At 67.4% G+C, this 25,223-nt stretch carries 24 protein-coding genes, 1 tRNA gene, 1 rRNA gene and 1 pseudogene; 4 read left to right on the forward strand and 23 right to left on the reverse strand.

From position 1 onward, the window contains the following. Positions 1-19: 19 nt before the first annotated feature. Both AC0IX4_RS13205 and AC0IX4_RS13210 read right to left on the reverse strand, forming a co-directional pair. Entirely contained in the window at positions 20-799 is a 780-nt protein-coding gene (locus tag AC0IX4_RS13205; protein ID WP_471829259.1) for an acetoin reductase, read from the reverse strand. A 43-nt stretch (positions 800-842) separates the two neighbouring features. Continuing rightward, entirely contained in the window at positions 843-1,889 is a 1,047-nt protein-coding gene (locus AC0IX4_RS13210; RefSeq protein WP_042573725.1) for a 2,3-butanediol dehydrogenase, read from the reverse strand. Between the two features lie 209 nt (positions 1,890-2,098). Between AC0IX4_RS13210 and AC0IX4_RS13215 the strand changes: the two genes are divergently transcribed. Further along, positions 2,099-3,931 carry an NAD(P)-binding domain-containing protein gene (locus tag AC0IX4_RS13215; RefSeq protein ID WP_471829261.1) on the forward strand — a complete coding sequence of 611 codons (1,833 nt, stop codon included), beginning with the start codon at positions 2,099-2,101 and terminating at the stop codon, positions 3,929-3,931. Here AC0IX4_RS13215 and AC0IX4_RS13220 read toward each other — a convergent pair. Continuing rightward, on the reverse strand, positions 3,919-4,770 hold the full coding sequence (locus AC0IX4_RS13220) for an alpha/beta fold hydrolase (RefSeq protein ID WP_471829263.1): 852 nt from the start codon (positions 4,768-4,770) through the stop codon (positions 3,919-3,921). The genes AC0IX4_RS13215 and AC0IX4_RS13220 overlap by 13 nt on opposite strands. Positions 4,771-4,836: 66 nt before the next feature. Here AC0IX4_RS13220 and AC0IX4_RS13225 point away from each other — a divergent pair, with 66 nt between their 5' ends. Continuing rightward, entirely contained in the window at positions 4,837-5,445 is a 609-nt protein-coding gene (locus AC0IX4_RS13225) for a TetR/AcrR family transcriptional regulator (protein ID WP_042573728.1), read from the forward strand. A 4-nt stretch (positions 5,446-5,449) separates the two neighbouring features. Here the strand turns inward: AC0IX4_RS13225 and AC0IX4_RS13230 are convergent, their stop codons facing one another. Next, a complete protein-coding gene (locus AC0IX4_RS13230) occupies positions 5,450-5,746 on the reverse strand; it encodes a DUF3263 domain-containing protein (RefSeq protein ID WP_471829265.1) in 297 nt (98 codons plus the stop codon). Between the two features lie 297 nt (positions 5,747-6,043). Between AC0IX4_RS13230 and AC0IX4_RS13235 the strand changes: the two genes are divergently transcribed. Further along, positions 6,044-6,778: a hypothetical protein gene (locus tag AC0IX4_RS13235; protein WP_471829267.1), complete on the forward strand. Its 735-nt coding sequence runs from the start codon at positions 6,044-6,046 to the stop codon at positions 6,776-6,778. A 62-nt stretch (positions 6,779-6,840) separates the two neighbouring features. Then, positions 6,841-7,371 (forward strand): Rv2253 family sensor-like surface protein, encoded by a 531-nt coding sequence (locus tag AC0IX4_RS13240; RefSeq protein ID WP_042573730.1) that lies wholly within the window; start codon positions 6,841-6,843, stop codon positions 7,369-7,371. 63 nt (positions 7,372-7,434) lie between these two features. On the opposite strand, the gene AC0IX4_RS13245 is transcribed toward AC0IX4_RS13240, so the two are convergent. The 19 genes and pseudogenes from AC0IX4_RS13245 to rrf form a co-directional block, all read right to left on the reverse strand. After that, positions 7,435-7,508, reverse strand: a tRNA-Pro gene (locus AC0IX4_RS13245). An 85-nt stretch (positions 7,509-7,593) separates the two neighbouring features. Next, complete coding sequence (der, locus tag AC0IX4_RS13250) at positions 7,594-9,054, reverse strand: ribosome biogenesis GTPase Der (protein ID WP_042573731.1); 1,461 nt, start codon at positions 9,052-9,054, stop codon at positions 7,594-7,596. Next, a complete protein-coding gene (gene cmk / locus AC0IX4_RS13255) occupies positions 9,051-9,728 on the reverse strand; it encodes a (d)CMP kinase (protein WP_042573749.1) in 678 nt (225 codons plus the stop codon). The genes der and cmk overlap by 4 nt, the downstream gene beginning before the upstream one ends. 26 nt (positions 9,729-9,754) lie before the next feature. Then, positions 9,755-10,795, reverse strand: a complete 1,041-nt coding sequence (locus AC0IX4_RS13260; protein WP_082042943.1) for a pseudouridine synthase — start codon at positions 10,793-10,795, stop codon at positions 9,755-9,757. Between the two features lie 8 nt (positions 10,796-10,803). Continuing rightward, a complete protein-coding gene (gene scpB / locus AC0IX4_RS13265) occupies positions 10,804-11,499 on the reverse strand; it encodes an SMC-Scp complex subunit ScpB (RefSeq protein WP_471829269.1) in 696 nt (231 codons plus the stop codon). Beyond that, positions 11,496-12,335: a segregation and condensation protein A gene (locus tag AC0IX4_RS13270; RefSeq protein ID WP_471829270.1), complete on the reverse strand. Its 840-nt coding sequence runs from the start codon at positions 12,333-12,335 to the stop codon at positions 11,496-11,498. The genes scpB and AC0IX4_RS13270 overlap by 4 nt, the downstream gene beginning before the upstream one ends. Positions 12,336-12,346: 11 nt before the next feature. Continuing rightward, positions 12,347-13,306, reverse strand: coding sequence for a ParA family protein (locus AC0IX4_RS13275; RefSeq protein WP_471829272.1), 960 nt, complete (start codon positions 13,304-13,306; stop codon positions 12,347-12,349). 78 nt (positions 13,307-13,384) lie between these two features. Then, positions 13,385-14,311 (reverse strand): site-specific tyrosine recombinase XerD, encoded by a 927-nt coding sequence (gene xerD, locus AC0IX4_RS13280; RefSeq protein ID WP_042573735.1) that lies wholly within the window; start codon positions 14,309-14,311, stop codon positions 13,385-13,387. Next, a complete protein-coding gene (locus AC0IX4_RS13285; protein WP_471829273.1) occupies positions 14,301-14,933 on the reverse strand; it encodes an NUDIX domain-containing protein in 633 nt (210 codons plus the stop codon). Before AC0IX4_RS13285 ends, xerD begins: the two co-directional genes overlap by 11 nt. A 4-nt stretch (positions 14,934-14,937) precedes the next feature. Beyond that, positions 14,938-16,710 (reverse strand): CTP synthase, encoded by a 1,773-nt coding sequence (locus AC0IX4_RS13290; RefSeq protein ID WP_471829274.1) that lies wholly within the window; start codon positions 16,708-16,710, stop codon positions 14,938-14,940. A 138-nt stretch (positions 16,711-16,848) separates the two neighbouring features. Continuing rightward, positions 16,849-17,796 carry a copper transporter gene (locus AC0IX4_RS13295; RefSeq protein ID WP_156148815.1) on the reverse strand — a complete coding sequence of 316 codons (948 nt, stop codon included), beginning with the start codon at positions 17,794-17,796 and terminating at the stop codon, positions 16,849-16,851. Beyond that, positions 17,793-18,977: a putative cytokinetic ring protein SteA gene (gene steA, locus AC0IX4_RS13300; RefSeq protein WP_042573751.1), complete on the reverse strand. Its 1,185-nt coding sequence runs from the start codon at positions 18,975-18,977 to the stop codon at positions 17,793-17,795. Before steA ends, AC0IX4_RS13295 begins: the two co-directional genes overlap by 4 nt. Before the next feature lie 86 nt (positions 18,978-19,063). Then, entirely contained in the window at positions 19,064-20,833 is a 1,770-nt protein-coding gene (gene recN / locus AC0IX4_RS13305; protein ID WP_471829275.1) for a DNA repair protein RecN, read from the reverse strand. Between the two features lie 5 nt (positions 20,834-20,838). Beyond that, entirely contained in the window at positions 20,839-21,780 is a 942-nt protein-coding gene (locus AC0IX4_RS13310) for an NAD kinase (RefSeq protein WP_042573740.1), read from the reverse strand. After that, entirely contained in the window at positions 21,777-22,610 is an 834-nt protein-coding gene (locus tag AC0IX4_RS13315) for a TlyA family RNA methyltransferase (RefSeq protein ID WP_056075003.1), read from the reverse strand. Before AC0IX4_RS13315 ends, AC0IX4_RS13310 begins: the two co-directional genes overlap by 4 nt. A gap of 1 nt (position 22,611) precedes the next feature. After that, complete coding sequence (locus AC0IX4_RS13320) at positions 22,612-22,881, reverse strand: hypothetical protein (protein WP_471829277.1); 270 nt, start codon at positions 22,879-22,881, stop codon at positions 22,612-22,614. A gap of 94 nt (positions 22,882-22,975) precedes the next feature. Continuing rightward, positions 22,976-23,980 (reverse strand): HAD-IIA family hydrolase, encoded by a 1,005-nt coding sequence (locus AC0IX4_RS13325; protein ID WP_471829278.1) that lies wholly within the window; start codon positions 23,978-23,980, stop codon positions 22,976-22,978. Next, positions 23,977-24,891 (reverse strand): annotated as a pseudogene (locus AC0IX4_RS13330) (hypothetical protein); the annotation flags it as partial. The pseudogene AC0IX4_RS13330 and the gene AC0IX4_RS13325, both read right to left, overlap by 4 nt. A 258-nt stretch (positions 24,892-25,149) precedes the next feature. After that, positions 25,150-25,223 (reverse strand): 5S ribosomal RNA (gene rrf / locus AC0IX4_RS13335); the annotation flags it as partial.

Consider the following 25,223-nt stretch of genomic DNA (forward strand, 5'->3'; position numbering starts at 1 on the left):
CCGGGTCTTCTCCGATCGGTCATCGGTAGACGAGTCCACCGTCGATGAGACCAGCTTGACCGGTCATGTACGCCGCGTCCGGTCCTGCAAGGTAGGAGACGTATCCCGCGACGTCGTCGGGAGTCTCGGCACGGCCCAACGCGATACCGCCCACGAACTTCTCGTAGGTCGCGCCCTCCTCCGCGCCCGTCAGTTCGGCGAACCGCTTGTCGATGGTGACCCACATGTCCGTGCCGACCACACCCGGGCAGTAGGCGTTCACGGTGATCCCGGCGGAGGCGTACTCCTTGGCGGCGGCCTGCGTGAGACCGCGCACGGCGAACTTGGTGGCGCTGTACACACCGAGCATCTCGAACCCGTCGTGCCCCGCGATGGACGACGCGTTGATGATGCGGCCGGGCCGACCGAGCTCGACGAACTTCGCGGCGGCCGCCTGGATACCCCACAGCACACCCTCGACGTTGATCGACAAGATCCGGCCGACCTCCTCCGGCGTGGCCTCGGACAGCGGGCCGACGAGTGCGATCCCGGCATTGTTGACGACGATGTCGAGACCTCCCAGCTCCGAGGCGGCCCGGTCGACGGCGTCGAACACCTGACGGCGATCGCTGACGTCGGCGACGATCGTCGTGGCTGCGCGACCGAGCTCCCGCACCTCGTCGGCGACCCGGCCGATGCCGTCGTCGCGCACGTCGACGAGGGCGACGTCCGCGCCGTCCCGTGCGAGTCGTAGGGCAATTCCCCTCCCGATCCCCTGTCCTGCGCCGGTGACGAGTGCGACCTGTCCGTCGATGCTCATGCGTGTCTCCTTCTCGTGTGATGGTGGGTGTCGGGGACGGAGGTCAGAGCGACGGATCGACGAGGACCTTCATCTTCGTGCCGGCGTGCAGTGCCTCGAAGCCGTCGTCGATCACCGCGTCCATCCCGATGCGCGACACCCACCCGGTGGGGTCGTACACGCCGTCGGCCATCAGAGCGATGACGGCGTCGTAGTCGGCGGAGGTGTAGCAGAGCGACCCCTGGATGCGGGCCTCCTTCATCACCAGGTCGAGAAGCGGTGTGGTGAGCGGCTTCTCGTAGATGGCCACGCTGACCATCGGCTTGCGGGACCCGACGCACGCCAGCGCGGTCGCCACCGCCGGCGCGACACCGGCCGCGTCGTACACGGCGTCGGCACCGCGCCCGTCCGTCTCGTCGGCCACCAGCGCGGGGACGTCGACGGACGTGGGGTCGAGAGTGCGTGCACCGAGCGCCTCGATCGCCGCCCGCCGGGTCGCGGACGGCTCCACCACGAGGATGTCGTCGAGCCCCTTGCCGCGCAGCGCGAACCAGAGCCCGATGCCGATCGGTCCCGCCCCGAACACCATCGCGGTGTCGCCTTCGCGCACCTCACCCAGAGTCGCTGCGTGGTACGCCACCGACATCGGCTCCACCAGCGCACCCAGATCGAGAGACACCGAGTCCGGCAGCGCGTGCAGCATGTCGGTCGGCACCACCGTGTACTCGGCCATACCGCCGTCGGACATCAGTCCGTGGAAGCCGATCGACTGGCACACGTTGTAGTTGCCGGCTCGACACGGACCACAGTGCCCGCAGCGGTACAGCGGTTCGATGGCGACGCGGTCGCCGATCGACCACCCCGTTACTCCCGCGCCGAGCTCGATGATGGTGCCGGAGAACTCGTGTCCGAGAATCAGCGGCATCTGCTGACCGGTCAGGGCGTGCGGCTCGGTGGGAATGAAGATCGGACCGGCGTAGTACTCGTGCAGGTCGGTACCGCAGATGCCGTTGGCACCGACGGCGATCTTCACCTGATCCGGTCCCGGATGGGGCTCCGGGACATCGGCGATCTCCACCTTGCCGGGCCCGTGGTACACCGCTGCGCGCATCGTTCGACTCCTCACCAGCCGTCCCAGCGACGGCCGTGGTCACCGTTCTATGTGACACGCGGCACAGCAGGACAGGGTTGCAGTCGGTTGCACGTGCCACTCGCCCGCCACTGCAACCCGCTGCAACTCTTCCTCCCGGCCGCCGCGTGGCGTGTGCTGTGCATCACACCGGTACGACCACAGCTCAACGCACGGAAATCGGAGTTTTCATGACCCAGACCCTCGAGCCACCCACGCAGACCACACCGCAGGAGCGAGTGGATACATGGCTGGCCGACTTCGAAGAAGCGCTCGCAGCACGCGATGTCGACCGCGTCGCCGCGATGTTCGCCGTCGACAGCTTCTGGCGAGACCTCGTGACGTTCACCTGGAACCTGAAGACCGTCGAGGGACGCGACGGCATCGCGGACATGCTGACGGCTCGACTGGACGATGTCGACCCGCGCGGCTTCCACACCACCGAGGCCCCGGACGAGGCCGACGGCGTCATCTCCGCCTGGATCGAGTTCGAGACGGCGGCTGCGCGCGGTAAGGGCCATCTACGTCTTCGCGAGGACGCCGACACCGGCACGGCCCTCGGGTGGACGCTGCTCACGACGATGCAGGAACTCAAGGGGTACGAGGAACCGCGAGGGCACTCGCGACCGATGGGTGCCGTGCACGGATCGAACACGGAGACGAAGACCTGGGCCGAGCGACGCGAGGCCGAGGAGAAGGACCTGGGATACGGCATCCAGCCCTACGCCCTGATCGTCGGCGGCGGTCAGGGCGGCATCGCTCTCGGCGCGCGTTTGCGTCAGATGGGCGTTCCCGCCATCGTCGTCGACCGCGGCGAGCGGCCCGGTGACCAGTGGCGGGGCCGATACAAGTCGCTGTGTCTGCACGATCCGGTCTGGTACGACCACCTCCCCTACCTGCCGTTTCCGGACAACTGGCCCGTGTTCGCGCCGAAGGACAAGATCGGCGACTGGCTCGAGATGTACACCAAGGTCATGGAGGTCCCGTACTGGACCAAGACCACGGCGGTATCGGCGACCTTCGACGAGACGGCCGGCGAGTGGACCGTCGTGGTCGATCGCGACGGCGAGGAGGTGACGCTGCGACCGAAGCAGTTGGTGATGGCGACCGGCATGTCCGGTAAAGCCAATATCCCGAACTTCCCCGGCATGGACGTCTTCCAGGGCGAACAGCATCACTCCAGTCAGCACCCCGGCCCCGACGCCTACGTCGGCAAGAAGGTCGTCGTGGTGGGATCCAACAACTCGGCGCACGACATCTGCAAGGCGTTGTACGAGACGGGCGCCGACGTGACGATGCTCCAGCGATCGTCCACGCACATCGTCAAATCCGATTCGCTGTGCGAGATCGCTCTCGGCGACCTGTACTCCGAGCGCGCCGTCGAGTCCGGAATGACCACGCAGAAGGCGGATCTGACCTTCGCGTCACTTCCCTACCGGATCATGCACGAGTTCCAGATCCCGGTGTATCAGCAGATCGCGGAGAAGGACAAGGACTTCTACGACCGCCTCGACAGGGCCGGCTTCCAGCACGACTTCGGGGACGACGGCTCCGGACTCTTCATGAAGTACCTGCGGCGCGGCTCCGGCTACTACATCGATGTCGGTGCCTCGGAGCTGGTGGCGGACGGCAGCATCCACCTCGTCAGCGGCCAGGTCGATCACCTCACGGAGAACGCGGTGGTGCTGTCCGACGGGACGGAACTCGAGGCCGACCTGGTCGTCTACGCCACGGGCTACGGATCGATGAACGGCTGGGTGGCCGACCTGGTGGACCGGGAGACGGCCGACAAGGTGGGCAAATGCTGGGGCCTCGGTTCCGACACCACCAAGGACCCCGGCCCGTGGGAGGGCGAGCAGCGCAACATGTGGAAGCCGACCCAGCAGGAGAACCTGTGGTTCCACGGTGGGAACCTGCATCAGTCCCGGCACTACTCCCTCTACCTCGGCCTTCAATTGAAGGCACGGTACGAGGGACTGGACACCCCCGTGTACGGCCTGCAGGAGGTCCATCACCTCAGCTGATCAGCATCTCGTCGAACCGCCGGTGTCGTCTTCCAGAAGCGGAGGACGGCATCGGCGACCGCCGCCGGTTGCTCGACGGCCGGCAGCACCCTCGACCCGGCGATCGTCACCTCCCTGGCATCGACCATCGTCCGGGCTACGGCCCGAGCCTCGTCCGGAGTCCACTCCCCGCGGTCGTCCGTCGTCAGGAACAACACGGGGCACGCGATGCTGCGTGCGGCGGCGGACAGGTCCGTGCGATTCATCGCGGCCGTACGCACCGAGGTGATCACGTTTCCCCGACCGGCACGCCGCACAGCTGCGCGGTAGAGGTCGATCGCTTCCGGGTCGGACGCCCTCGTCGCCTCGGTGAAGAGGGTGTCCTCGATGGCGGAGCGCACGGGACCGCGCGGGCCTGTCAGTCGGTAGAGGGGAAGCAGTACGGATATCTTCCGGCGGAGATCGGGGCCTAGCGGATGGGTCGGGGAGCTGATCGCGACGAGGCTGCGCACGGACTCCGGCATCGTCGCGGCGACCACCATTCCCACGTGCCCACCCCACGCGTTGCCGATCCAGTCGACCGACGGCACTCCGACGCGTCCGGTGACCTCCGCGACGACCCGCGCCGCCGCTGCGGCGCACGCCTCGATGGTTGTCGGCTCACGGACGGACTCGCTACCCCCGCACCCCGGCGCATCGATCATGAACACGGTCCGTTCACCGGTGAGAGCGGGAAGCACACGATTCCAGCTGGTCGAATCCACGAAGAGGCTGTGCCATGCGAGAAGTGGTGGCCCGTCCCCGGCGATCGTGACGTGAAGCCGCCCGAGATCGGTGTCGACATCCATCGTGCGTGTCATGCGAATCCTTCTGTCGGCAGAATTCACATTACACAGCGTAAGATCATATCTGTCTACACTTGATCGATGCCGAGGACCTACACGTCAGACGTGCGCGCCGAGCGTGCGCGGGCCAGTCGCGACGCGGTCGTCGCAGCAGCCACCGACTCGTTCCTCCGACGCGGGTGGGCCGGGACCACCATGGCCGACGTCGCGTCCGCCGCCGGGCTCACTCGACAGACCGTCTACGCCGGCTTCGAGGGCAAACTGGCGCTTCTCGACGCCTGCATCGACGCCGCACTGTCCGACGGCCGGTACGTCGCCGTGCGGGAACTCCCGGAATATCGCGCCATGGCCGACGGCGATCCGACGACACGCGTCGCAGCGGCGGCCCGATGGCTGCGCGGAGCTCACGAGAGGTCGGCCGCGATCCAACACGTCCTCGACGAGGCAGCCGTGATGGACCCGGTTGCCGCCACGCGCCTGGCCGAACGCGAGCGCACTCGATGGGACGAGGTGCGGTGGGCCGGCGGATTGGTGCTCGGAGTTCCACCCGCCGATCACATGACCGACGCGCTGTGGATCCTGGCGTCCCGGTCGGTGTGGCTCAGACTGACCGGCGAGCGGTCGTGGACCGGCGACCGATGGGAAGCGTGGTTCGCCCGTCAGACGGCCGACACGCTCGAGGTTCGTTGATTCTCTACTGGCCCAACCAGAGTCGCTTGCGGCACACGGCCAGCATTGCGTCCGACACCGTGCGGTCGGTCACCGGACTGCCGGTCTCGAGCAAGGTACGGACCCTGCCGAAGTAGTCGACAGGGGCGATGCCGAACTCCACGAGGATGTCCTCGGCTCGGCCGCCGCCGTAGACATACCAGCGTCGGAGAAAAGCGATCATGGCGAGATCGTCGTCCGACGGAACAGTCGGATCGGACGACATCGTTGCTGCGCCGGGCGTCGTCGACCGGGAGGCAGCGGGAAAGGGAGTGCGCGTCACGTCGGAAAGTATCGCCCATCCCACCGACAACTCGATGTCGGTTCGGTGAACACGCCGAGTAGTCACAGATTCTTCTCAGCGAGATCGGTCATCGGAGACATCTCCGGCTCCGAACCATGTGTGATAACGAACACGACACCGATCGGCGAGACGCGACAAGTGCTCGCGCACCCATAGATTCACGGGCGAACAGTCGTCCGTCGACGGCACGGGGATGCAAGGGGCATGGCGATGAGCGGCTGCAGCACGACACGACGAGGACGACACCTGCGGCGGCTTGCCGTACCGCTGGTGGGCATGGCTGCACTCCTGGCCGTGGCATCACCCGCACAGGCGGCTCCGCTGCTCGGCCCGGGAGATCTCGACGCAGTCCCGAGTCGCACCTCGCTGTCGTACACCTCGTCCACCGGTGTCCATGTGGGCACGGCCAACGAGAACGACCCGCGTCCGGGCCTGTCCACGGTCAAGCTCTACATAGCGGACTACGCCCTGCGGCGCGGTGACTCCTCGCAGGAGGACCGGGATCTGGCAGCACGGATGATCCAGGCCAGTGACGACGGGGCGGCATCGCAACTCGATGCGAAGTACCCGAGCGCCATCGATTCCGCGGCAGCCGAATACGCCCTGACGTCCACCTCACGCGGAAGTTTCTGGGGTGACTCCTACACCAGCACCGCGGACACGGTCCGTTTCCTCGACACCAAGAAGCGCACGGATCCGGCCAGCCCCGTCCTCGGCTGGATGACGACGGCACAACCGGTAGCCGCGGACGGAACCGTCCAGAACTGGGGCACCGGCCTGCTCCCGGGCGCCACCGGCACCAAGTGGGGATGGGCCGACGACAGCTCCAGCGTGGTGGCCTCGGCCTCGATCGGCACCGGATACACAGTCGCCTCGAACACCTATGGCGGACCGGCGGACCAGAGCGACGACGTCCTGACCGCACTGACTCCGTTCGATCTCACGGCCCCGTCGATCGTGCCGATGCCGCAGGTGCCGTCACTTCTCGACACCATTCTCGGGATCCGCTGACCCGCAACCGGTCGACGGCGTAACCCGACGGATCAGGCATCACAGGCGATAACGTGACGCTCATGAGACGACGGACCACGATGCTCGCCCTGACCGCAGTGTCCATGATCGTCGGTGGCGGCCTGGTCGCCACGGCTCCCGCAGGTGCGGCGGAGCCCGCCTGGAACGGCCGGTACTCGCTCGAGCGTTCCGCCGCGAGCAAGACCGGCACCAGCCTCGCCGCGCGACAGGGTGAGCCGGACTTCTCCGACACATACACCTTCACATCGATGTGCTTGGGCGGCACCTGCAGCGCTGTGGTGACGGGCGGACCGGCACCGAAGAATGCGACCCTCCCCCAGCCGCCCGTCTACACCTGGAACGGGACGAGCTGGGTGCACGTCTACGACTGGCAGTGGGACTGCTACATGGGCGAGGGGGTCGAGAAGGTCTACGCGCCGGCGCATTCCGAGGCGTACTACACCCCGCAGCCCGACGGAACCTTCACCGGAACCTGGACGACCACGATCACCGGCGGCCCGTGCAACGGCGACGTGACCATGAACGTCGCGGCCTACCCCGTCGCGCCCGCAGCAGCACCGTTCGGGAGCTGACGACGCACCGCACTCGACGAACAGACAAGAATGGCCTCGGACAGTGTCCGAGGCCATTCATTGTCGGGCTGACAGGATTTGAACCTGCGACCACCTGACCCCCAGTCAGGTGCGCTACCAAGCTGCGCCACAGCCCGCAATCCCCCGAAGGGAACGAGGAAACACTACCCCAGTGGCGACGCTGGACGCCAATCGCCTCAGCAGCACCACCGGGGCAGTCCCCTACTTCTTCTTGCGGTCCCGCTTCTCACGGATACGCACCGAGATGCGCACCGGACTGCCGTCGAAGTTGAACTCCTCACGCAGGCGACGCTCGAGGAATCGTCGGTAGCCCGCCTCGAGGAAGCCCGTCGTGAACAGGACGAACGTCGGCGGGCGTGTCCCCGCCTGCGTCGCGAACATGACACGGGGAAGGCGACCGCCGCGCATCGGCGGCGGTGTGGCGGCGACGACTTCCTTCAGCCACGAGTTGAGCTGTCCGGTCGAGATGCGCTTGTCCCACGACGCGAGGGACGTCTCGAGTGCCGGAACGAGCTTCTGGACGGCGCGACCGGTCTTGGCCGAGACGTTCACTCGCTGAGCCCACGGCACGCGCATGAGATCGCGGTCGATCTCCTTCTCGAGCTGGCCGCGGCGATCGTCGTCGACGAGGTCCCACTTGTTGAACGCGATCACCAGGGCGCGACCTGCATCGGCCACCATCGACAGCACCCGCAGGTCCTGCTCCGAGATCACCTCGGACGCATCGAGCAGCAGAATCGCGACTTCCGCGGCGTCGATCGCACCCTTCGTCCGCAGCGATGCGTAGAACTCCGCACCGCTGGCGTGACTGACGCGCTTGCGCAGGCCGGCGGTGTCGACGAAGCGCCACACTTTTCCGCCCAGTTCGACCAGTGAGTCGACGGGGTCGACGGTCGTGCCGGCGACGTCGTGGACGACCGACCGCTCGTCGCCGGTGAGCTTGTTCAGCAAGCTGGACTTACCCACGTTCGGCTTGCCCACCAGGGCGACGCGACGGGGTCCGGCGACACCGGTGCCTTCGCGGGGTGTCTCCGGCAACACCGCCAGGACGTCGTCGAGCAGGTCGCCGGTACCGCGGCCGTGGGTCGCGCTGACCGGGCGGGGCTCTCCGAGGCCGAGGGACCACAGGAGTGCGGCCTCGGACTCGGTCCGCTCGTCGTCGACCTTGTTGGCCACGAGGATGACCGGAGTCTTCGATCGACGCAGAACGCGGGCCACGGCCTCGTCGGTCGCGGTGGCGCCGACGACGGCGTCGACTACCAGCAGGATCGCGTCGGCGGTCTGCATGGCCATCTCGGCCTGACGGGCGATGGACTGCTGCATTCCCTTCGCGTCCGGCTCCCAGCCACCGGTGTCCTGCACCATGAATCGGCGTCCGGCCCAGTTCGCCTCGTACGAGACGCGGTCACGCGTCACGCCGGGCACATCCTCGACCACCGCTTCACGACGGCCGATGATGCGGTTCACGAGCGTCGATTTGCCGACGTTGGGCCGTCCCACCACTGCCAGTGTCGGGACGGCGATCTCGGCCTCGGCGTCACCGTCGTCGTCGAAATCGAGGCCCTCCCAGTCGGATTCCTCGGACCAGATGCCGTCGGATGCGAAGACCTCGGTGGCGTCGGCCGTGAAGACCCGGGTCGTGTCGAAGGTGTCGTCGCTCATGATCGTGCTCCTTCCGGGGCATCGGACGGGAGTTCGGTGACCAGGCGGAGGAGCTCGTCGATGACAGCGTCCTTGCCCAGGTCGCTGGTATCGACGGTGACCGCGTCGTCGGCGGGGCGCAGAGGCGACATCACGCGCGTGGAGTCGGCGTGGTCGCGTCGCTGCACGTCGGCGAGGACGGCGGCGTAGTCGTCACCACGGCCTTCGGCGACGTTCTGGTCGTTGCGTCGTGCGGCCCGTGTCTCCGCCGACGCCGTGAGATAGATCTTGATGTGGGCGTCCGTCAGGACGACGGTGCCGATGTCTCGGCCCTCGACGACGATGCGCCCCGCGGACTCCGCGATGTCGCGCTGCAGGGCGACGAGTCTGTCGCGCACTGCCGGTACTGCCGACACGGCCGAGACGGCCGCGGTGACGGCGTCGCCACGGATGGGTCCCGTGACGTCCTCCCCCGATACCCGGACACTCTCACCGGACGGATCGGTCCCGATGGTCAGGTCGAGAGTGTCGGTGACGGCGGCAACGGCGTCCGCGTCGGACGGATCGACGTCGTTCTTCAGAACCCACACGGTCGCGGCCCGGTACATCGCTCCGGTATCGAGGTACGACGCGTCCAGCCGGGACGCGAGCATGCGCGACACCGACGACTTGCCGGTACCGGACGGGCCGTCCATCGCCACGATCAGGCGATCGCCGGCGGTCACAGGCCCACCGCCCCGTACAGGCTGCCGACCTCGCCGCGGCCGAGGACGCGCAGCGTTCCCGGTCGCTGATCACCGAGGGCGACGGCACCGATGTCGGTGCGGACCAGCCGCTTGACCGGGTACCCCACCTCGTCGAACAACCGGCGGACGATGTGCTTGCGGCCCTCGTGGAGGACCACCTTGACCAGCGTCTTGCCTTCGTTGACGTCGAGCACCGCGTAGGAGTCCACCTTGGCGGGACCGTCGTCGAGCTCGACTCCGGAGCGCAGCTTCTTCCCTGCGTCGCGGTCGAGGACACCCTGCACGGTGGCGAGGTACGTCTTGGACACCTCGAACGACGGGTGCATCAGGCGGTGTGCCAGGTCGCCGTCGTTGGTGAGGAGGATCAGTCCCTCGGTGTCGGCGTCGAGGCGTCCGACGTGGAAGAGACGCTGACCTGCCTGCACCCGCTCGGAGACGATGTCGCCGATGCACGGTCGACCGAGGTCGTCCGACATCGTGGACTGCCATCCGCGCGGCTTGTTCAGGGCGATGTGGACCAGGTCGGCCTTGATGACGACGCGGGTGCCGTCGACACGCACCACGGCGACCTCGGGATCGACCCGGACGCCCTGCTCGCGCACGATGCGACCGTCCACCTCGACTCGACCTTCGTCGATCAGCTGCTCGGCCGCGCGGCGCGAGGCCACTCCGGCCTGGGCGAGCACCTTCTGCAACCGCACGCCGTCCTCGGGCGCCACATGCGGGCGCGGGGAGTTGTCGGTGTGCTGATGGCGGGCGGGCTTGGCGTTGCTGATGGTCGGAGCGGCGGTCGTCTTGCGCTCCGGCTTCGGCTTCTTGCCGGCCTTCGCGGCCGCGGAATTCTTGGGGGCCAGACGGGGATATCCCGACTTCCCGCCGGGCTTACGGCCCTCCGTGCGCTTGGTGTACGCAGCGGCGGCGACCTTCTTGTTGGGACGCTTCTTCTTACGTTCGGGCGAGCCCTCGGGAGTCTCGTCCCGGTCCGGTGTGCCATCACGGCGAGCGGAGTCGTTCACGTTGTTACCTATTCGTCTGTGTTGTCGGTGCCGAACTCGATGGTCGAGTTCGACTCGGTGTTCTCTCGTCGACGCTCGGCGCGCAGGACCCGTGGATCGGTGTCCATGCTGCCTTCGATGTCGTCGATCATGTCCACGCCCGGAAGCAGCGGAGCAAGCTCGGGGAGGTCGGACAGTGACGCCAACCCCAACCGCTCGAGAAACATTTCCGTGGTGACGTACTGCGTCGCCGCCGAATCCGGGTCCGGACCCGCTTCGGCGATGAGACCTCTCGCGAGGAGAGTCCGCATCACGCCGTCCACATTCACTCCGCGCACTGCACTCACACGTGCGCGGGTAACCGGTTGACGATAGGCGATCACGGCGAGGGTTTCCAATGCCGCGCGCGTCAGCTTCGACCGGGCACCGTCCAGGAGCAGTCGCTCGACGTACGGCGCGTACTCCGCGCGCGTGTAGAAGCGCCATCCGTCTCCGGCGAAGCGCAGGTCGATGCCGCTTCCGCGGGCGGTGTAGTCGGCGGCCATCTCGACCAGGGCGGCGCCGATGCGGGCTTCGTCACACCCGAGCGCGGAGGACAGTTGTGCGACCGATGCCGGACTGTCGACCACCAGGAGCACCGACTCCAACGCTGCCCGCAGCTCGACCTCCGACAACTCGTCCGGCTCGTCGGACAGGACTGCCGTGTCGTCCGGCTCGATGCTCATCCGTAATCCTCCATCGTGGCGACGTCCATCTGCCCGACGTCGTCTCCCGTCCAGGTCACCCGGAGATCCCCCAGCGCCTCGGGTTGATCGAACGCCACCGCTTTTTCGCGGTACAGCTCGAGCAGGGCAAGGAACCGCGCCACGTACTCGACCGTGACCTCGCAGTCGAGGACGAGATCACCGAAGGTCGCCCACTCTCCGGCGCCGCGATCACGGAGCAACGCCAGAATGGTGCGAGCGTGCTCCGGGACGGACACCGACGATGCGTGCAGATGGTCCAGACCGACGGTCGGTATCTCGCGCGGCCGGAAAGCGGCGGCGGCGATCTCGGCGAATCGACGCGGGTCCACGCCGAGCAGCACTTCGGGAAGCAGATCGGCGAATCCGTCCTCGAGCGCCACCGACCGCGGATACCGACGCAGTGCAGCCTTCTCCAGTTCTCCGAAGAGTTGCGCCACCTGCTTGTAGGCCCGGTACTGGAGCAACCGGGCGAACAGCAGATCGCGCACCTCGAGAAGGGCGAGATCCTCCGCATCGTCCACTTCCCCGGACGGCAGCAACCGAGCAGCCTTGAGGTCGAGCAGGGTCGCGGCGACGACCAGGAATTCGGTGGTCTGATCCAGACCCATCTCCGACCCCATCTCGCGGGTGTACGCGATGAAGTCGTCGGTCACCACGTGCAGAGCGACTTCGGTGACGTCGAGCCGGTGCTGACCGATGAGAGTGAGCAGGAGGTCGAACGGGCCCTCGAAATTGGTCAGCCGTACCCGGAACCCCGCCGGCACCACCGCGTCGGCCTCGGACGACACGGCTCGGGTCGTTGTGGTGTCGGTCAATTCTGTATCGGTCAACTCTGGGGGGGCGAGTTGTGCGACGGCATGTGCTGAGGCGAGGTGTCCCGATGGATGACCTCGCGGGCAAGTGAACGATACGCATCCGCGCCGGCCGATTTGGGCGCCCACGTGGTGATCGGCTCGCCGGCGACGCTGGTCTCGGGGAATCGAACCGTCCGGGTGATGACGGTGTCGAACACGACGTCGCCGAAGACCTCGACCACCCGGTTCATGACCTCACGCGAATGCAGGGTGCGAGCGTCGAACATCGTCACGACGATGCCCTCGAGCGTGAGACGCGGGTTGAGGCGATCGCGCACCTTGTCGACGGTGTCGTTGAGCAGCGCCAGACCGCGGAGGCTGAAGTACTCGCATTCCATCGGAATGAGGACGGAATCGGCGCACGCCAGGGCATTGACGGTCAACAGACCCAGCGACGGCTGGCAGTCGATCAGGACGTAGTCGTAGCGGTCGAGGATCGGATGCAGCACCCGCCCCAGCGTCTGTTCGCGACCGACCTCGGTGACCAGCTGGATCTCCGCGGCCGACAGATCGATGTTGCTGGGCAGCAGATCCATACCCTCGACGCGGGTGCGCATCAGGACATCGTCGATCGCGACGCGCGGTTCGACGAGGAGGTTGTGCACGGTCAGGTCGAGCTCGTGGTGCGGGACACCCAGCCCTGCGGACAGCGCGCCCTGCGGGTCGAGGTCGACGAGAAGGACCCGTCGGCCGTACTCCGCGAGCGAGGCCCCGAGGTTGATGGTCGAGGTGGTCTTGCCCACCCCACCCTTCTGATTACACATCGCGATCACGGTCGCGGGTCCGTGCGAGGTCAGCGGTCGGGGGGCCGGGATGTCGCGATACGGGCGGCCGGTCGGGCCGATGCCCGACGGATCCGTCGCAGTCGAACGGTCCGGCTCGGGCTGACGAGTGCGGAAGAGTGCTCCGTCGTCGTGCGCCGCTGACACCACTGGACCTCCATCCTGACCTCGTACTGCCGGTTCTCGCCTGAACGCTACCGCCTACGGGCGGAAGCTTCGTGCGACACGCTACCGTGCGCGCGGATGCGCCTCGGCCCACACTTCGCGCAGCGTCGTGACGGTGACCAGCGTGTAGATCTGCGTCGTGGTCACAGAGGCGTGGCCCAGAAGTTCCTGCACCACACGCACGTCCGCGCCGCCGTCGAGAAGATGCGTCGCGAAGGAATGTCGCAACGTGTGAGGTGAGACGCTGGCTCCGATCCCGGCGCGCTCGGCCGCGGTCTGCAGGACCTGCCAGGCGCTCTGACGCGACAGGCGGCCGCCGCGGACGTTGAGCAGTAACGCCGGAGTACTCCGCGAGATCAACGACGGCCGGCCACGCACCAGGTATGCGTCGACAGCGTCGATCGCCGGGCGGCCGATCGGAACGACGCGTTCCTTGCTGCCCTTTCCTCGGAGGACGACCGAGCGCGATTCTGCGTCGATGTCGTCCACATCGAGTCCGACGGCCTCGGAGATACGCGCGCCGGTCGAATACAGCAGTTCCAGCAACGCCCGATCCCGCAAGCCGCGCGGGGTGTCTGCGGCCTCGCCGGACACCGCGTCGAGCAGTGCGAACACCTGGTCCACCGGGAGCGACTTCGGCAACCGTCGACCCGGCGTGGGCGGTTTGACCCCGGACGCGACGTCGACCTCGACGATCCCTTCCGCGAGTGCGAACCGGTGTACGCCCCGCACCGCGATGACGGTGCGCGCCGACGAACTCGCCGCCAGCGGTGGAAAGAGCTCGTTGCCCAGCCGCAGTGCGGTCACGAAGTCCGCGACGTCCACCTCGGTCACGTCGCGGATGCTGTCGCGCCCCAGCTCGCCGAGATAGCTCGCGTACCGAGACAGATCACGCCGATAGGACGTGATCGTGTTGCGAGCGGACCCGCGCTCGACGGCGAGATGATCGAGGTACGTCGCGATCACCTCGCCGGGCGAGTCAGCTCCCACTCGCACCCTTGCGCTGGTCGAAGGCCGTCGGACGGTCACGCCACGGCGCGTCGCTCGGCCGCAGCGGAACCGACCGTGACCGCATCGCAGCCACCGCGAGAATGCCGGCGACAGCGGACGCATTGACGATCTCGCCGCTGAAGACGCGAGTCACCGCCTCGTCGACGGGGACGCGCACCAGTTCGATGTCCGCTTCCTCGTCGTGGGCTTCGGGCTGCTGAACCTCCGTGAGGCCTTCGGCCAGGAAGATCCGCACCGTTTCGTCGGTGAAGCCCGGCGACGCGGCGACATCGACGAGGAGTGACAGCGTCTCGGCAGCGAGCCCCGTCTCCTCCGTCAGTTCACGCTTGACGGCATCGACCGGGTTCTCCCCCGGCTCGTCGAGCAACCCGGCGGGCAGCTCGAGCAGTCGACGTCCCAGTGGGTGTCGGTACTGACTGATCAGTACGATGCGTTCCTCGGCGTCGAGCGCGACCACGGCGACGGCGCCATGATGCTCGATCACCTCTCGCTCGGCAGTCCGACCACCGGGCATCGACACCTGATCGAGTCGCAGCGCGAGAATCGCTCCCTGGTACTCGACGCGGGACTCGAGGATCTCGAACTCGTGCCGATCACTCATGTCGTCAGCCCTTCGTCACGGTGGCCGGGGAGCCGTCGACCGGCACCTCGCCTTGGCTTCCGGTCTTCTGCTCGGCGGCACCCTTGTCGTCGTAGTGCACGTCGACGGGGAGGCGTTCCTCGGACTTGTAGGACAGAGCTGCGGAGATCAACGATGCGAACAGCGGATGCGGACGCGTCGGGCGACTCTTGAGCTCGGGATGCGCCTGCGTTCCGACGAAGAACGGGTGCGCCGTCTTCGGCAGTTCGACGAACTCCACCAGGTGACCGTCCGGCGAGGTGCCACTGAACTGCAGGCCACTGGCCGCGATGCGGTCGCGGTAGCTGTTGTTGACTTCGTAGCGGTGACGGTGACGCTCCGACACGGACTCACTGCCGTACGCCTGGGCGACGACGGACCCCTTGGCGAGAGTGGCCGGGTACGCGCCGAGACGCATCGTTCCGCCCAGGTCTGCTTCGCCGGCGACGGCCTGTTCCTGATCGGCCATCGTCGAGATGACGGGCTGCGTGGTGTCGGGTTCGAATTCCGCCGAGTTCGCATCGGTGAGGCCGACGGAACGGGCCGCCTCGATGACCATGCATTGCAGGCCGAGGCACAGACCGAGCGTCGGGATCTTCTGGGTGCGGGCGTGGGTGATCGCGCCGAGCTTGCCCTCGATGCCGCGGATACCGAATCCGCCGGGGATCACGACGGCGTCGATGTCGGCGAGCGCGAGCTTCGCACCGGCCGCGGTGTCACAGTCGTCGGACTGGACCCACACCAACTCGACCTTCGCCCGGTTGGCGAAACCGCCCGCGCGAAGCGCCTCGGTGACCGACAGGTACGCGTCGGGGAGGTCGACGTACTTGCCCACCAGCGCGACACGCACCGTCTCGCGCGGCTGGTGCACACGCTCGAGCAGGTTTCCCCAGACGGTCCAGTCGACGTCGCGGAACGGAAGTCCCAGTTGCCGAACGACATACGCGTCCAGGCCCTCGCCGTGGAGAACCTTGGGGATGTCGTAGATCGACGGTGCGTCGGGGGTGGAGATGCAGCCGTCGACGTCCACGTCGCACATGAGCGCGATCTTGGCCTTGAGGCCCTGCGGCACATCCCGATCCGAGCGCAGGATCAGCGCGTCGGGCTGAATGCCGATGCTGCGCAACGCCGCGACGGAATGCTGGGTGGGTTTGGTCTTGAGCTCACCGGAGGGAGCGAGGAACGGAACCAGCGAGACGTGGAGGAAGAAGACGTTCTGACGGCCGACGTCGTGGCGCACCTGGCGCGCGGCCTCGAGGAACGGCTGCGACTCGATATCGCCGACGGTGCCGCCGATCTCGGTGATGACCACGTCGGGTTCCTGGCCCTGCAGGTCGGGTCCACGCATCGCGAGGATGCGGGCCTTGATCTCGTCGGTGATGTGCGGGATGACCTGGACCGTGTCGCCCAGGTACTCGCCGCGTCGTTCCTTGGCGATCACCGTGGAGTACACCTGGCCGGTGGTCACGTTGGCGTAGCCGGACAGGTCACGGTCGAGGAAGCGCTCGTAATGGCCGACGTCCAGATCGGTCTCGGCGCCGTCCTCGGTGACGAAGACCTCGCCGTGCTGGAACGGGTTCATCGTTCCAGGATCGACGTTCAGGTAGGGGTCGAGCTTCTGCATCGTGACGCGGAGTCCGCGCGATGTGAGGAGCTGACCGAGGCTCGAGGCCGTGAGCCCCTTGCCGAGCGACGACGCGACTCCGCCGCTGACGAAGATGTGCTTGATGTCGGCCCGCGAATGAATGCGTGACTGCAAAGAGACTCCCGTGACGGTGCGACCCGATGGTGACGGCGAAGAATTCGCTGAACATCGAGTGGTTCGGTTGCTGCCGACCCACGGGACTTCACGGTAACACCTCTTCGCCGTTCAGGGCGACACCACGCGGAACAGCCGTCAGTTGGGAGCCGCGCCGACCGTCACCGCTGTGGCACCCGGACCGGTTCCGTACCGGCCGGCTCCGCCGCCGAGCTGCTCGCCCAGAGCGAGCGCGACGGTGATCCGCCCGGAGATCCTCTCCACGTTGTCGACGGTGCTGGTGCCCGCTGCCAACGCCGCATCCGATCGGACGACGGCGATAGGACCGCTGCCCTCGGCGGATCCCGGCTTTCCCGCGAGGACCGTGCCGGCACCGCGCGAATCCAGCGCTCCCGCGAAGCGGGCCACGATGGCGCCGCGATTGCCGTCGGCGCCGGAGTCGGCTGCGGTACCCGTCACGACGACAGCGAGCTGGGCGGGAGCGACAGCCCCGTCGTCGTAGGTGATGAATCCGCCGCCGCGCAGCGTGTCGAGGGCGAGCCCCAGCTCCTCGGGCGTGCTCTGCGGCTGTGCTGTCTGCGCGTTCAGCAGCAGGACCGTACCGAGAAGATCCCCGGCCAGACTGCCCTGATCGACGGACCCGGTGCGCAGCTGCGCTCCGGCCGGAACCACGTTGGTCAACCGGGTACGCAGGTCGTCGCCGCTGGCCGCCGAGACGAACGATTCGGTGAGCCCGACGCGGCCGGTCACCGAGGCGCCGGAGTCGGTGACCGAGCGCTGGACGCCCTCGACGTCGGCCGGATCCGCGTCCGGGGTGGTGATGATGACGACGGACCGATCGGCGAGGCTGCCGGCGACGACGCGTCCCGCCACGGCGGCATCGAAGCCGTCCGCGGCGTTCAATTGTTCACCCAGTGCGTTGTTGCTCGACTGCAGATCGTTCACCTCGGTCTGCAGGTCGTCCCGGTCGTCGCGCAGACCCGACAGGACCCGGCCCGAGAGCAGACCCGAGCCCAGCACCACTCCGACCGCCAAGGCGAGAAAGACTGCGATCAACGAAATGGCATGTTGGCGAAGCGAAATCACTGAAGCAGCCCCTGCACCCACAGGGCGAAGCTGTTCCATGTCTCGATCGCCCAGTCCAGCGTCGCGCCACTTCCGTTGGTGACCACCAGTGCAGCGATGACCGCGATGAGAGCGGCGAGCACCAGCAGTGCCACAGCGCCTCCGGACACCCGACTGCGGTACAGCGTCGCCATAGCCTTGGCGTCGACGAGCTTCGGGCCGACCTTGAGCCGGGTCATGAAGGTGGACGGAGTGTCGGCCCGCTTGCTGGCATCGAAGAATTCGTCGAGAGACGCGGCGCACCCGACGGTGACGATCAGCGACGCTCCATGGTGATCGGCGAGCAGCAGAGCGAGGTCCGCAGGGGTTCCCGTGGCCGGGAACGTCATCGCGCCGATTCCGAGGTCCTGGATGCGTTCGAGCCCCTTGGCGTGCCCGTCGGAGTCCGCGGGAAGAACGACCTCTGCGCCGGACTTCAGCGTGCGACTACTGACGTCGTCGGGGTCACCGACGATGAGATCCGGACGGTAGCCGGCCTCGGACAACGTATCGGCTCCGGCGCCGACTCCGATCAGGATCGGCGAGTACTCCTTGATGAAGGGCTTGAGACTCTTCAGATCCGCCACGTGGTCCGCACCCTGAGCGACGACCACCACGTGCCGACCCGTCATGTCCACGTCGACGTCCGGGACCCCGACACCGTCGATCAGAAGCGGCGACTCGGTGCGGATGAATTCGATCGTGTTCCCGGAGAACGCTTCCAGATGGTCGATCAGACCGGACTTCGCCTCGATCATGCGATCCGAGATGTCTGCTTCCGTCTGCTCGGTGCCCGACGCGAGTCGTCGCTCCCCCGTGTAGACGTGCCCGTCGTGCAGACGGATCTTCGAGCCGTCCTTGACCTTCTTGAAGACGTCCGAGCCGACCTCGTCGATCAGCTCGATGCCGTTGGCGACCAGCACCTCGGGGCCGAGGTTGGGGTAGCGGCCGGAGATCGACGCCGACGCGTTGACCACCGCCGTCACGCCGGCCTGCACCAGCAGGTCGGCGGTGATCCGGTCGAGGTCGAGTTCGTCGAGAACGACGATGTCACCCGGACCGACACGGCGGAGGAGCTTGGCCGTGGAGCGATCGACCCGAGCGATTCCCGTGACCCCGGGAAGTGAGTCATGACTACGCGAGAGCAGAGCCGGCATCTTCATGTGTTCGATGATGGACAACAACACGGCAGCACAGTCGGAGGCGCGCCGTAACAACTACCACATCATTCACATCAGTCACACCAGCACTACGTCGCAGCGGCCTCCCGCTCGGCCGTCGCGGTACGCAGGAGTTCCTCGGCGTGCGCCCGACCGGTCTCGGTGTCGTCGAGACCGGCCAACATCCGCGCCAACTCCACGACGCGGTCGGAATCGGATAGCGTCCGCACTCCACTGTTCGGGCCGCCGCGCTTGCCGTCGGTCTTGTTCACCACCAGATGGGTATCGGCGAAGGCCGCCACCTGTGGGAGGTGCGTCACGACGATGACCTGGTGCGTTCTGGCCAGTCGCGCCAACCGCTTACCGATCTCGACGGCCGCACGGCCTCCCACTCCGGCGTCGACCTCGTCGAAGACCATCGTCGCGCCCGTGTCCGAGCGGGCCAGCACGACCTCGAGCGCCAGCATCACCCGGGACAGTTCACCTCCGGACGCACTCTTGTTCAGTGGCAGCGACTGGGCGCCGCTGTGTGCCGACAGTCGGAACTCGATGTCGTCGGTTCCGGACGACCCGGCGTGCCTGCTCTCACCTCCGACGGACAGCGCGGCACGGTCGTCCGGGCCGGCCGGCCGTGGACGGACCTCGACCTCGAGCTTGGCCTTGCCCATCGCGAGTCCGGCGAGCTCGGTACTGACGGCTTTGGACAGTTTCGTCGCCGCCTTGGTACGTGCCACCGTGAGTTTGTGGGCGGTCTCCGCGGCCGCCGCTCCCGTCGTGGTGACGCGCTCCGTCAGTGCCGCGACCGCATCGGCCGAGACGTCCAGACCGGACAGTCGCTCGCGAGCGTCGTCCGCCCAGGCCAGCACTCCGTCCACGTCGGCGGCGTACTTCCGCGTCAGGTTCTTCAGTTCGGCCTGGCGGGAGAGCAGAGTATCCAGCGACTCCGGGTCGGCGGGAAGCCCCTCCAGGTAAGACGTGAGTTCCGCACCCACGTCGGTCACCACGGCGATGGCCTCCGCGAGCCGCGGTCCCACCGCGGCCAGTGCCGCGTCGTCCGTGGAGGCCAGGCGGTCGCGAGCTTCGCCGAGCAGGGCCATGACCGAGACGTCGCTCGGATCGTCGCCGCCGGTCAACGCCGTCTGCGCTCCGGCCGCGGCATCCCGCAGCGAATCGAGGTCGCTGAGCCGGCGCACGGTTGCCGCGATCTCGGCATCCTCGTGGGGTTCGGGCGCGACAGCGTCGATCTCGTTCAGGGCGAAGGTCAGCTGATCGGCTTCCCGTGCCAGTTCGCGCGCCTTCTCGGTGCGTTCCCGAAGCTCGGTGACCGCGGCGATCCAGGTCGCTCGGCGAGTCCGGTAGGTCTCGAGCAGCGGCCCGATCGTGTCGGCGGCGAACCGGTCCAACGCGGCGAGCTGCTGATCGCTGCGTTGCAGACGCAGTTGGTCGTTCTGTCCGTGCACGGTCAGAAGGGAACCGGTGAATTCCGACAGCACGCCCGCAGGCACGCTCCGCCCACCGAGATGCGCTCGCGAGCGTCCGTCACTTCCGACGGTGCGCAACGCGATGATGCTGTCGTCCTCGTCGCGGCGACCGCCGGTCGACTCGAGGAGCTGCTCCACGTCGGCGCGAACCTGATCGGTGACGTGATCGGTGGTGAATCGTCCCTCGACGACGGCGCGATCGGCGCCCAGTCGCACACGGCCGGCGTCGGCACGTGCACCGGAGAGCAAGTGCAGGCTGGTGACCACCATCGTCTTACCGGCACCGGTCTCACCGGTGAGCACCGTGAGTCCTTCGGAGAACGATGCCGTCGCCTCTGCGATGACACCCAGACCGTCGATTCGAATTTCGGACAACACGTGGGTTACGTCACCCTCCCCCGCCAGCCGGTGACCGGCAAAGCGAACTTGTGGACCAGACGATCGGCGAACGGCGACGAGTCGAGCCTGATCCACTTGATCGGCTCACATCCTCGCACCACCTCGACCCGGGCTCCCGCGGGTAGGCGCATGGTGCGTCGGCCGTCGCAGAACACCACCGCGTCGTGACCGCCGTCGAAGGTTTCGACCGCGATATGACTTTCGGGGCTGGTGACCAGCGGACGCGCGAAAAGTGCGTGCGCATTGCTCGGGATCACCAGGATGGCCTCGAGCTCGGGCCACACCACGGGGCCACCGGCCGAGAACGCGTAGGCGGTCGACCCTGTCGGCGTCGACAACAGAACGCCGTCGCAACCGAAGGACGACACCGGACGATCGTCGACCTCCAACACCACTTCCAACACACCCAGCCGGGAGCCGTTCTCGATACTCGCCTCGTTGAGTGCCCACCCGCGCTCGATGACCTCACCGTCCACGTGCACCGTGATGTCCAACGTCATCCGCGGCTCGATGCGGTACTCGCGCCGCACCACCATCCCGAGCGTCTCCTCGAGGTCGTCTGCCTCCGCCTCGGCGAGGAAACCGATACGCCCGAGGTTGATGCCCAGGACAGGAATGGAGGCGACGCGAGCGAGCTCTGCTGCACGCAGGAACGTTCCGTCACCGCCGAGTACCAGGACCAACTCGCAGCCCACTGCCGCCGACGGACCGAACTCGACGACGGAGACATCCGACTGCGGAGACGACAGAGCGTCGATTCCCGACGTCGACTCGAGACGCGACGAGTCATGTTCGTCCACGAGGACCCGCAGCGCGATGCCGTGTTCGTGGAACACCTTCGCCACACGTTGTGCGGTCTGTTCGATGTCGGGCCTGCCCGGATGGGCGACGACCAGGATGGTGCGCTCCGGAACGTCGTCGCTCATCGGGGTCCCTTCTCCACTGCATCGGCCACGAGTTGTTCGAGTGCCCCCGGATCGGTATCGGTCGCGGACTCCCCCGGGCTCGGAACCGTCAACCACAGGAAGTACTCGACATTCCCCGACGGACCGGGAAGAGGGCTGGGCGCCACGCCCGCGGTGACGAGCCCGAGGGCGGCGGCAGCTCGTGCGACACCCAGGACGGCATCTGCGCGCAACGCGGGATCCCTGACGACTCCGCCGGAACCGACGCGGTCCTTCCCCACTTCGAATTGCGGCTTCACCATGGGGACCATGCTCGTCCCGGGCCGCGCGCAGGCTGCGAATGCCGGAAGAACGAGGGCAAGAGAGATGAACGACAGATCCGCGACGATCAGATCCACCGGTCCGCCGATGGCCTCGGCATCGATGTTGCGGACGTTCGTACGATCGAGCACGTTCACTCGCTCGTCCGTCCGTAGTCGCCAGACCAGCTGCCCGTACCCGACATCCACCGCGACGACCTCACGAGCGCCCTTGGACAACAGAACGTCGGTGAAGCCGCCTGTCGACGCGCCGGCATCCAGGCACCGGGCACCCTCGACCGTCAGTCCTGCGGGTTCGAACGCGTTCAGAGCGCCGATCAGTTTGTGTGCGCCTCTCGATGCCCACGACACCTCGTCGGACACGTCGACGACTCGCAACGGGGTTCCCGCCTCGACCGCCGTGGCCGGCTTGGTCGCGACGGTCCCGGCGATCAGGACGCGGCCTGCCGCGATGAATTCCGACGCCTGTTCACGAGACCGCGCGAGACCGCGTCGGACCAGTTCGGCGTCCACTCGAGCGCGACGTGCCACGTCAGTTCTTACCTGCGGCCGTGTTGTCCACCGAGGACAGTGCGTCGACGAGGATGTCGTGCGCCCGCTCGAGCATCCGAGCCTGCCTCGTCAGCGTGACCAGTCCGTGCGGATCCGTGGTTCCCTCGCCGAAGGGCTGCTCCGCTGCCTCGTCGGCCTCCGCCACGAGCGCGTCGACGGAGGTCAGGACAGCGCCGGGATCGACGACCACCGCGTCGGCACCGGAGTGCGACGGGAGGTGTTGTCCTGGGCGTGGAACGGGGGTGCTCATCGTCGACAACGCTAGCCGATGCATCCGACGTGAGCGGTTCGCGGTCTCCGGTCCCGCAGCCGGGCCGACGCCAGGGGTGTCGGTTCCCTGCGCGTCAGGACGTCCAGTGCGCGACGATGTCGGCCGCAGCCCCCGAGGCACCCTCGATCGACTCGAACGGGCCCAGTCGCCACACCTTCGGCAGAACCTGCCGCAGAACGGAGACCCAGTCGTCCGACGTGTCGGATCCGTGTCCGCCGTCGAGTCGAAGCGTCGAACCGTCCACCGACACGGACCAGGACGACGGTTCGTCCTCTCCCTGCACCCGTGATTCAGCCGAGGACTCCAGCAGCGCGGACAACGAGGATGCGATGTAGGTGGGTCGCTCGTGGGGTACGGCGGCCAACACGTCCGGCACGGTGCTGACTCCGGTGAGGACGAGAAGCGACGGAATACCCACCTCGTTAGCACCGGCGATATCGGTGTCCAGACGATCTCCGACCACCAACGGCGACGTCGAGCCGCTGCGCTCGAGCGCGTCGTTCATAAGCGGAGCTTCGGGTTTGCCCGCGACCGTCGGCCGCGCACCTGTCGCCGCCGCAACGGCAGCGACCATGGCGCCGTTGCCCGGGCCGAGACCGCGTGGGGTCGGAAGACTGGTGTCGGCATTCGTGGCCACCCATCGGGCACCCGCCCGTACTGCATAGGTCGCCTCGGCGATGTTCGACCACCCTGTCTCCGGACTGTGCCCCTGTACGACGGCATCCGGTGTCGGATCGGCGGAACGCACCGGCACCAGACCGGCCGCGCTCACCTCTGCCTCGAGCGCGTCCGTCCCGACGACCAGCACAGTGGAACCCGGCGCCAACAGTCGAGCCAGGAGACGTCCCGCGGCCTGTGAGCTGGTCACGACGGATTCCTCCGGGGCGACGAAGCCCAGGTCCCGAAGGTGACGGGCGACGTCTGCGGGCGACCTGCTGGCGTTGTTGGTGACGTAGCAGAGTTTCGACGAACATTCGCGCAGGACATCGACGGCGCCGTCGATGGGGTCAGGGCCTCGGTACAGCGTTCCGTCGAGGTCCAGCAGCAGCGCGTCGTGCTCGTCGGCCAGACGGGTCACTGACCGGTCAGCTCGTCCACTCGATCTTCGGCATCCGTCTCGCCCTCGACGTCGGCACCTGCGGCTCGGAGAAACCACTGCACTCCGTCGTCCGCACGGCCCGCCGCGACCAGGGCATCCGCATACGCGTAGTACAGCCGAGCTGCGGCCGATCCGGTGCGATCCCCCTCGAGGTCCGGCGTCTGCAGCGTCACCACTGCCTGGTCGTACTGACCCATGTCCATCCGCGCACCCGCAACCACGATCCGCAGTTCGGACGCGTCGTCTCCGGTCAGCATGCGAGCCTCGTCGCTGCGGCCGAGCTCGATCGCGCGCTCGGGCCGGCCGAGACCGCGCTCGCAGTCCGCCATGACGGACAGCAGTCCGGGTCCACCTGCCATTCGCCGTGCTGCCCGAAGCTCCGACAAGGCTTCGGCCCATTCGCCTGCGTGGTACGCGGCGATGCCTGCAGTCTCACGAACTACCGCGATACGGCCGGCTCGCTGACGGGCGGCACGTGCGTGGAGCAGCGCGGCGGCGGGATCGTCGCCGATGAGCCGACTGACCATGACCATATGTCGCGCAACGGCTTCCGCATTGCTCTTGTCGAGGCTCAATAGATCCCGGCGCACTCCGGGCTCGAGATCCTTGGCATCGATATCGTCCGGCAGATCGGGCTCGACGGGGCGAGGTGCGCGAGCGTCGGGACCGCGGCCACCACCGGCACGCGGCCCGAAGCTGCCTTCACCACCGCGGCGGCGTGGGCCACCCTGGTTTCCTTGACTGCTCTGTCCGCGACCGCGATCCGGGGACTGCCCACGGTCGGCACCATGTCGGCGATCGCCCGAATGCCGGCGGTCGTCCTGACTCCCAGACCTTTCGCCACCGCGAGATCCGGATGACCGGAACGAGCTGCGGTCACCGGAATTGTCACGGCGAGGCGCACGGTTGTCGCGTGCCGGCGGTCGGCTGTCACGCGCAGGGGGACGGGAGTCCGGATCGGATGCCCGACCTTCCGATGACGGATCTTCCGGCACGGGTGGGTCCTTTCGATCGGTTCGGCGATCGAGCACTACCGCTCGTCACCGGTGATGTCATCATGCCGCACTCGCACAGTGGGTGCCGACATGGATGTACTGCGGAAACACGAAAGGGGACCCAAATGAATGGGTCCCCTTTCGGCAAAAGTTGTTCGGCGGTGTCCTACTCTCCCACACCCTGTCGGGTGCAGTACCATCGGCGCTGGAGGGCTTAGCTTCCGGGT

It is taken from the genome of Rhodococcus sp. AC861 (genome assembly GCF_979256035.1).

Excerpts from the sequence above, each read along its gene's own strand:
- der (WP_042573731.1), bottom strand. The coding sequence starts at position 9,054 with ATGAGCGACGACACCTTCGACACGACCCGGGTCTTCACGGCCGACGCC.
- AC0IX4_RS13320 (WP_471829277.1), bottom strand. The coding sequence starts at position 22,881 with ATGAGCACCCCCGTTCCACGCCCAGGACAACACCTCCCGTCGCACTCC.
- AC0IX4_RS13235 (WP_471829267.1), top strand. The coding sequence starts at position 6,044 with ATGGCTGCACTCCTGGCCGTGGCATCACCCGCACAGGCGGCTCCGCTG.
- steA (WP_042573751.1), bottom strand. The coding sequence starts at position 18,977 with ATGAAGATGCCGGCTCTGCTCTCGCGTAGTCATGACTCACTTCCCGGG.
- AC0IX4_RS13220 (WP_471829263.1), bottom strand. The coding sequence starts at position 4,770 with ATGACACGCACGATGGATGTCGACACCGATCTCGGGCGGCTTCACGTC.
- AC0IX4_RS13215 (WP_471829261.1), top strand. The coding sequence starts at position 2,099 with ATGACCCAGACCCTCGAGCCACCCACGCAGACCACACCGCAGGAGCGA.
- AC0IX4_RS13240 (WP_042573730.1), top strand. The coding sequence starts at position 6,841 with ATGAGACGACGGACCACGATGCTCGCCCTGACCGCAGTGTCCATGATC.
- AC0IX4_RS13310 (WP_042573740.1), bottom strand. The coding sequence starts at position 21,780 with ATGAGCGACGACGTTCCGGAGCGCACCATCCTGGTCGTCGCCCATCCG.
- AC0IX4_RS13205 (WP_471829259.1), bottom strand. The coding sequence starts at position 799 with ATGAGCATCGACGGACAGGTCGCACTCGTCACCGGCGCAGGACAGGGG.
- AC0IX4_RS13210 (WP_042573725.1), bottom strand. The coding sequence starts at position 1,889 with ATGCGCGCAGCGGTGTACCACGGGCCCGGCAAGGTGGAGATCGCCGAT.
- AC0IX4_RS13285 (WP_471829273.1), bottom strand. The coding sequence starts at position 14,933 with ATGAGTGATCGGCACGAGTTCGAGATCCTCGAGTCCCGCGTCGAGTAC.
- scpB (WP_471829269.1), bottom strand. The coding sequence starts at position 11,499 with ATGAGCATCGAGCCGGACGACACGGCAGTCCTGTCCGACGAGCCGGAC.
- cmk (WP_042573749.1), bottom strand. The coding sequence starts at position 9,728 with ATGGACGGCCCGTCCGGTACCGGCAAGTCGTCGGTGTCGCGCATGCTC.
- AC0IX4_RS13225 (WP_042573728.1), top strand. The coding sequence starts at position 4,837 with ATGCCGAGGACCTACACGTCAGACGTGCGCGCCGAGCGTGCGCGGGCC.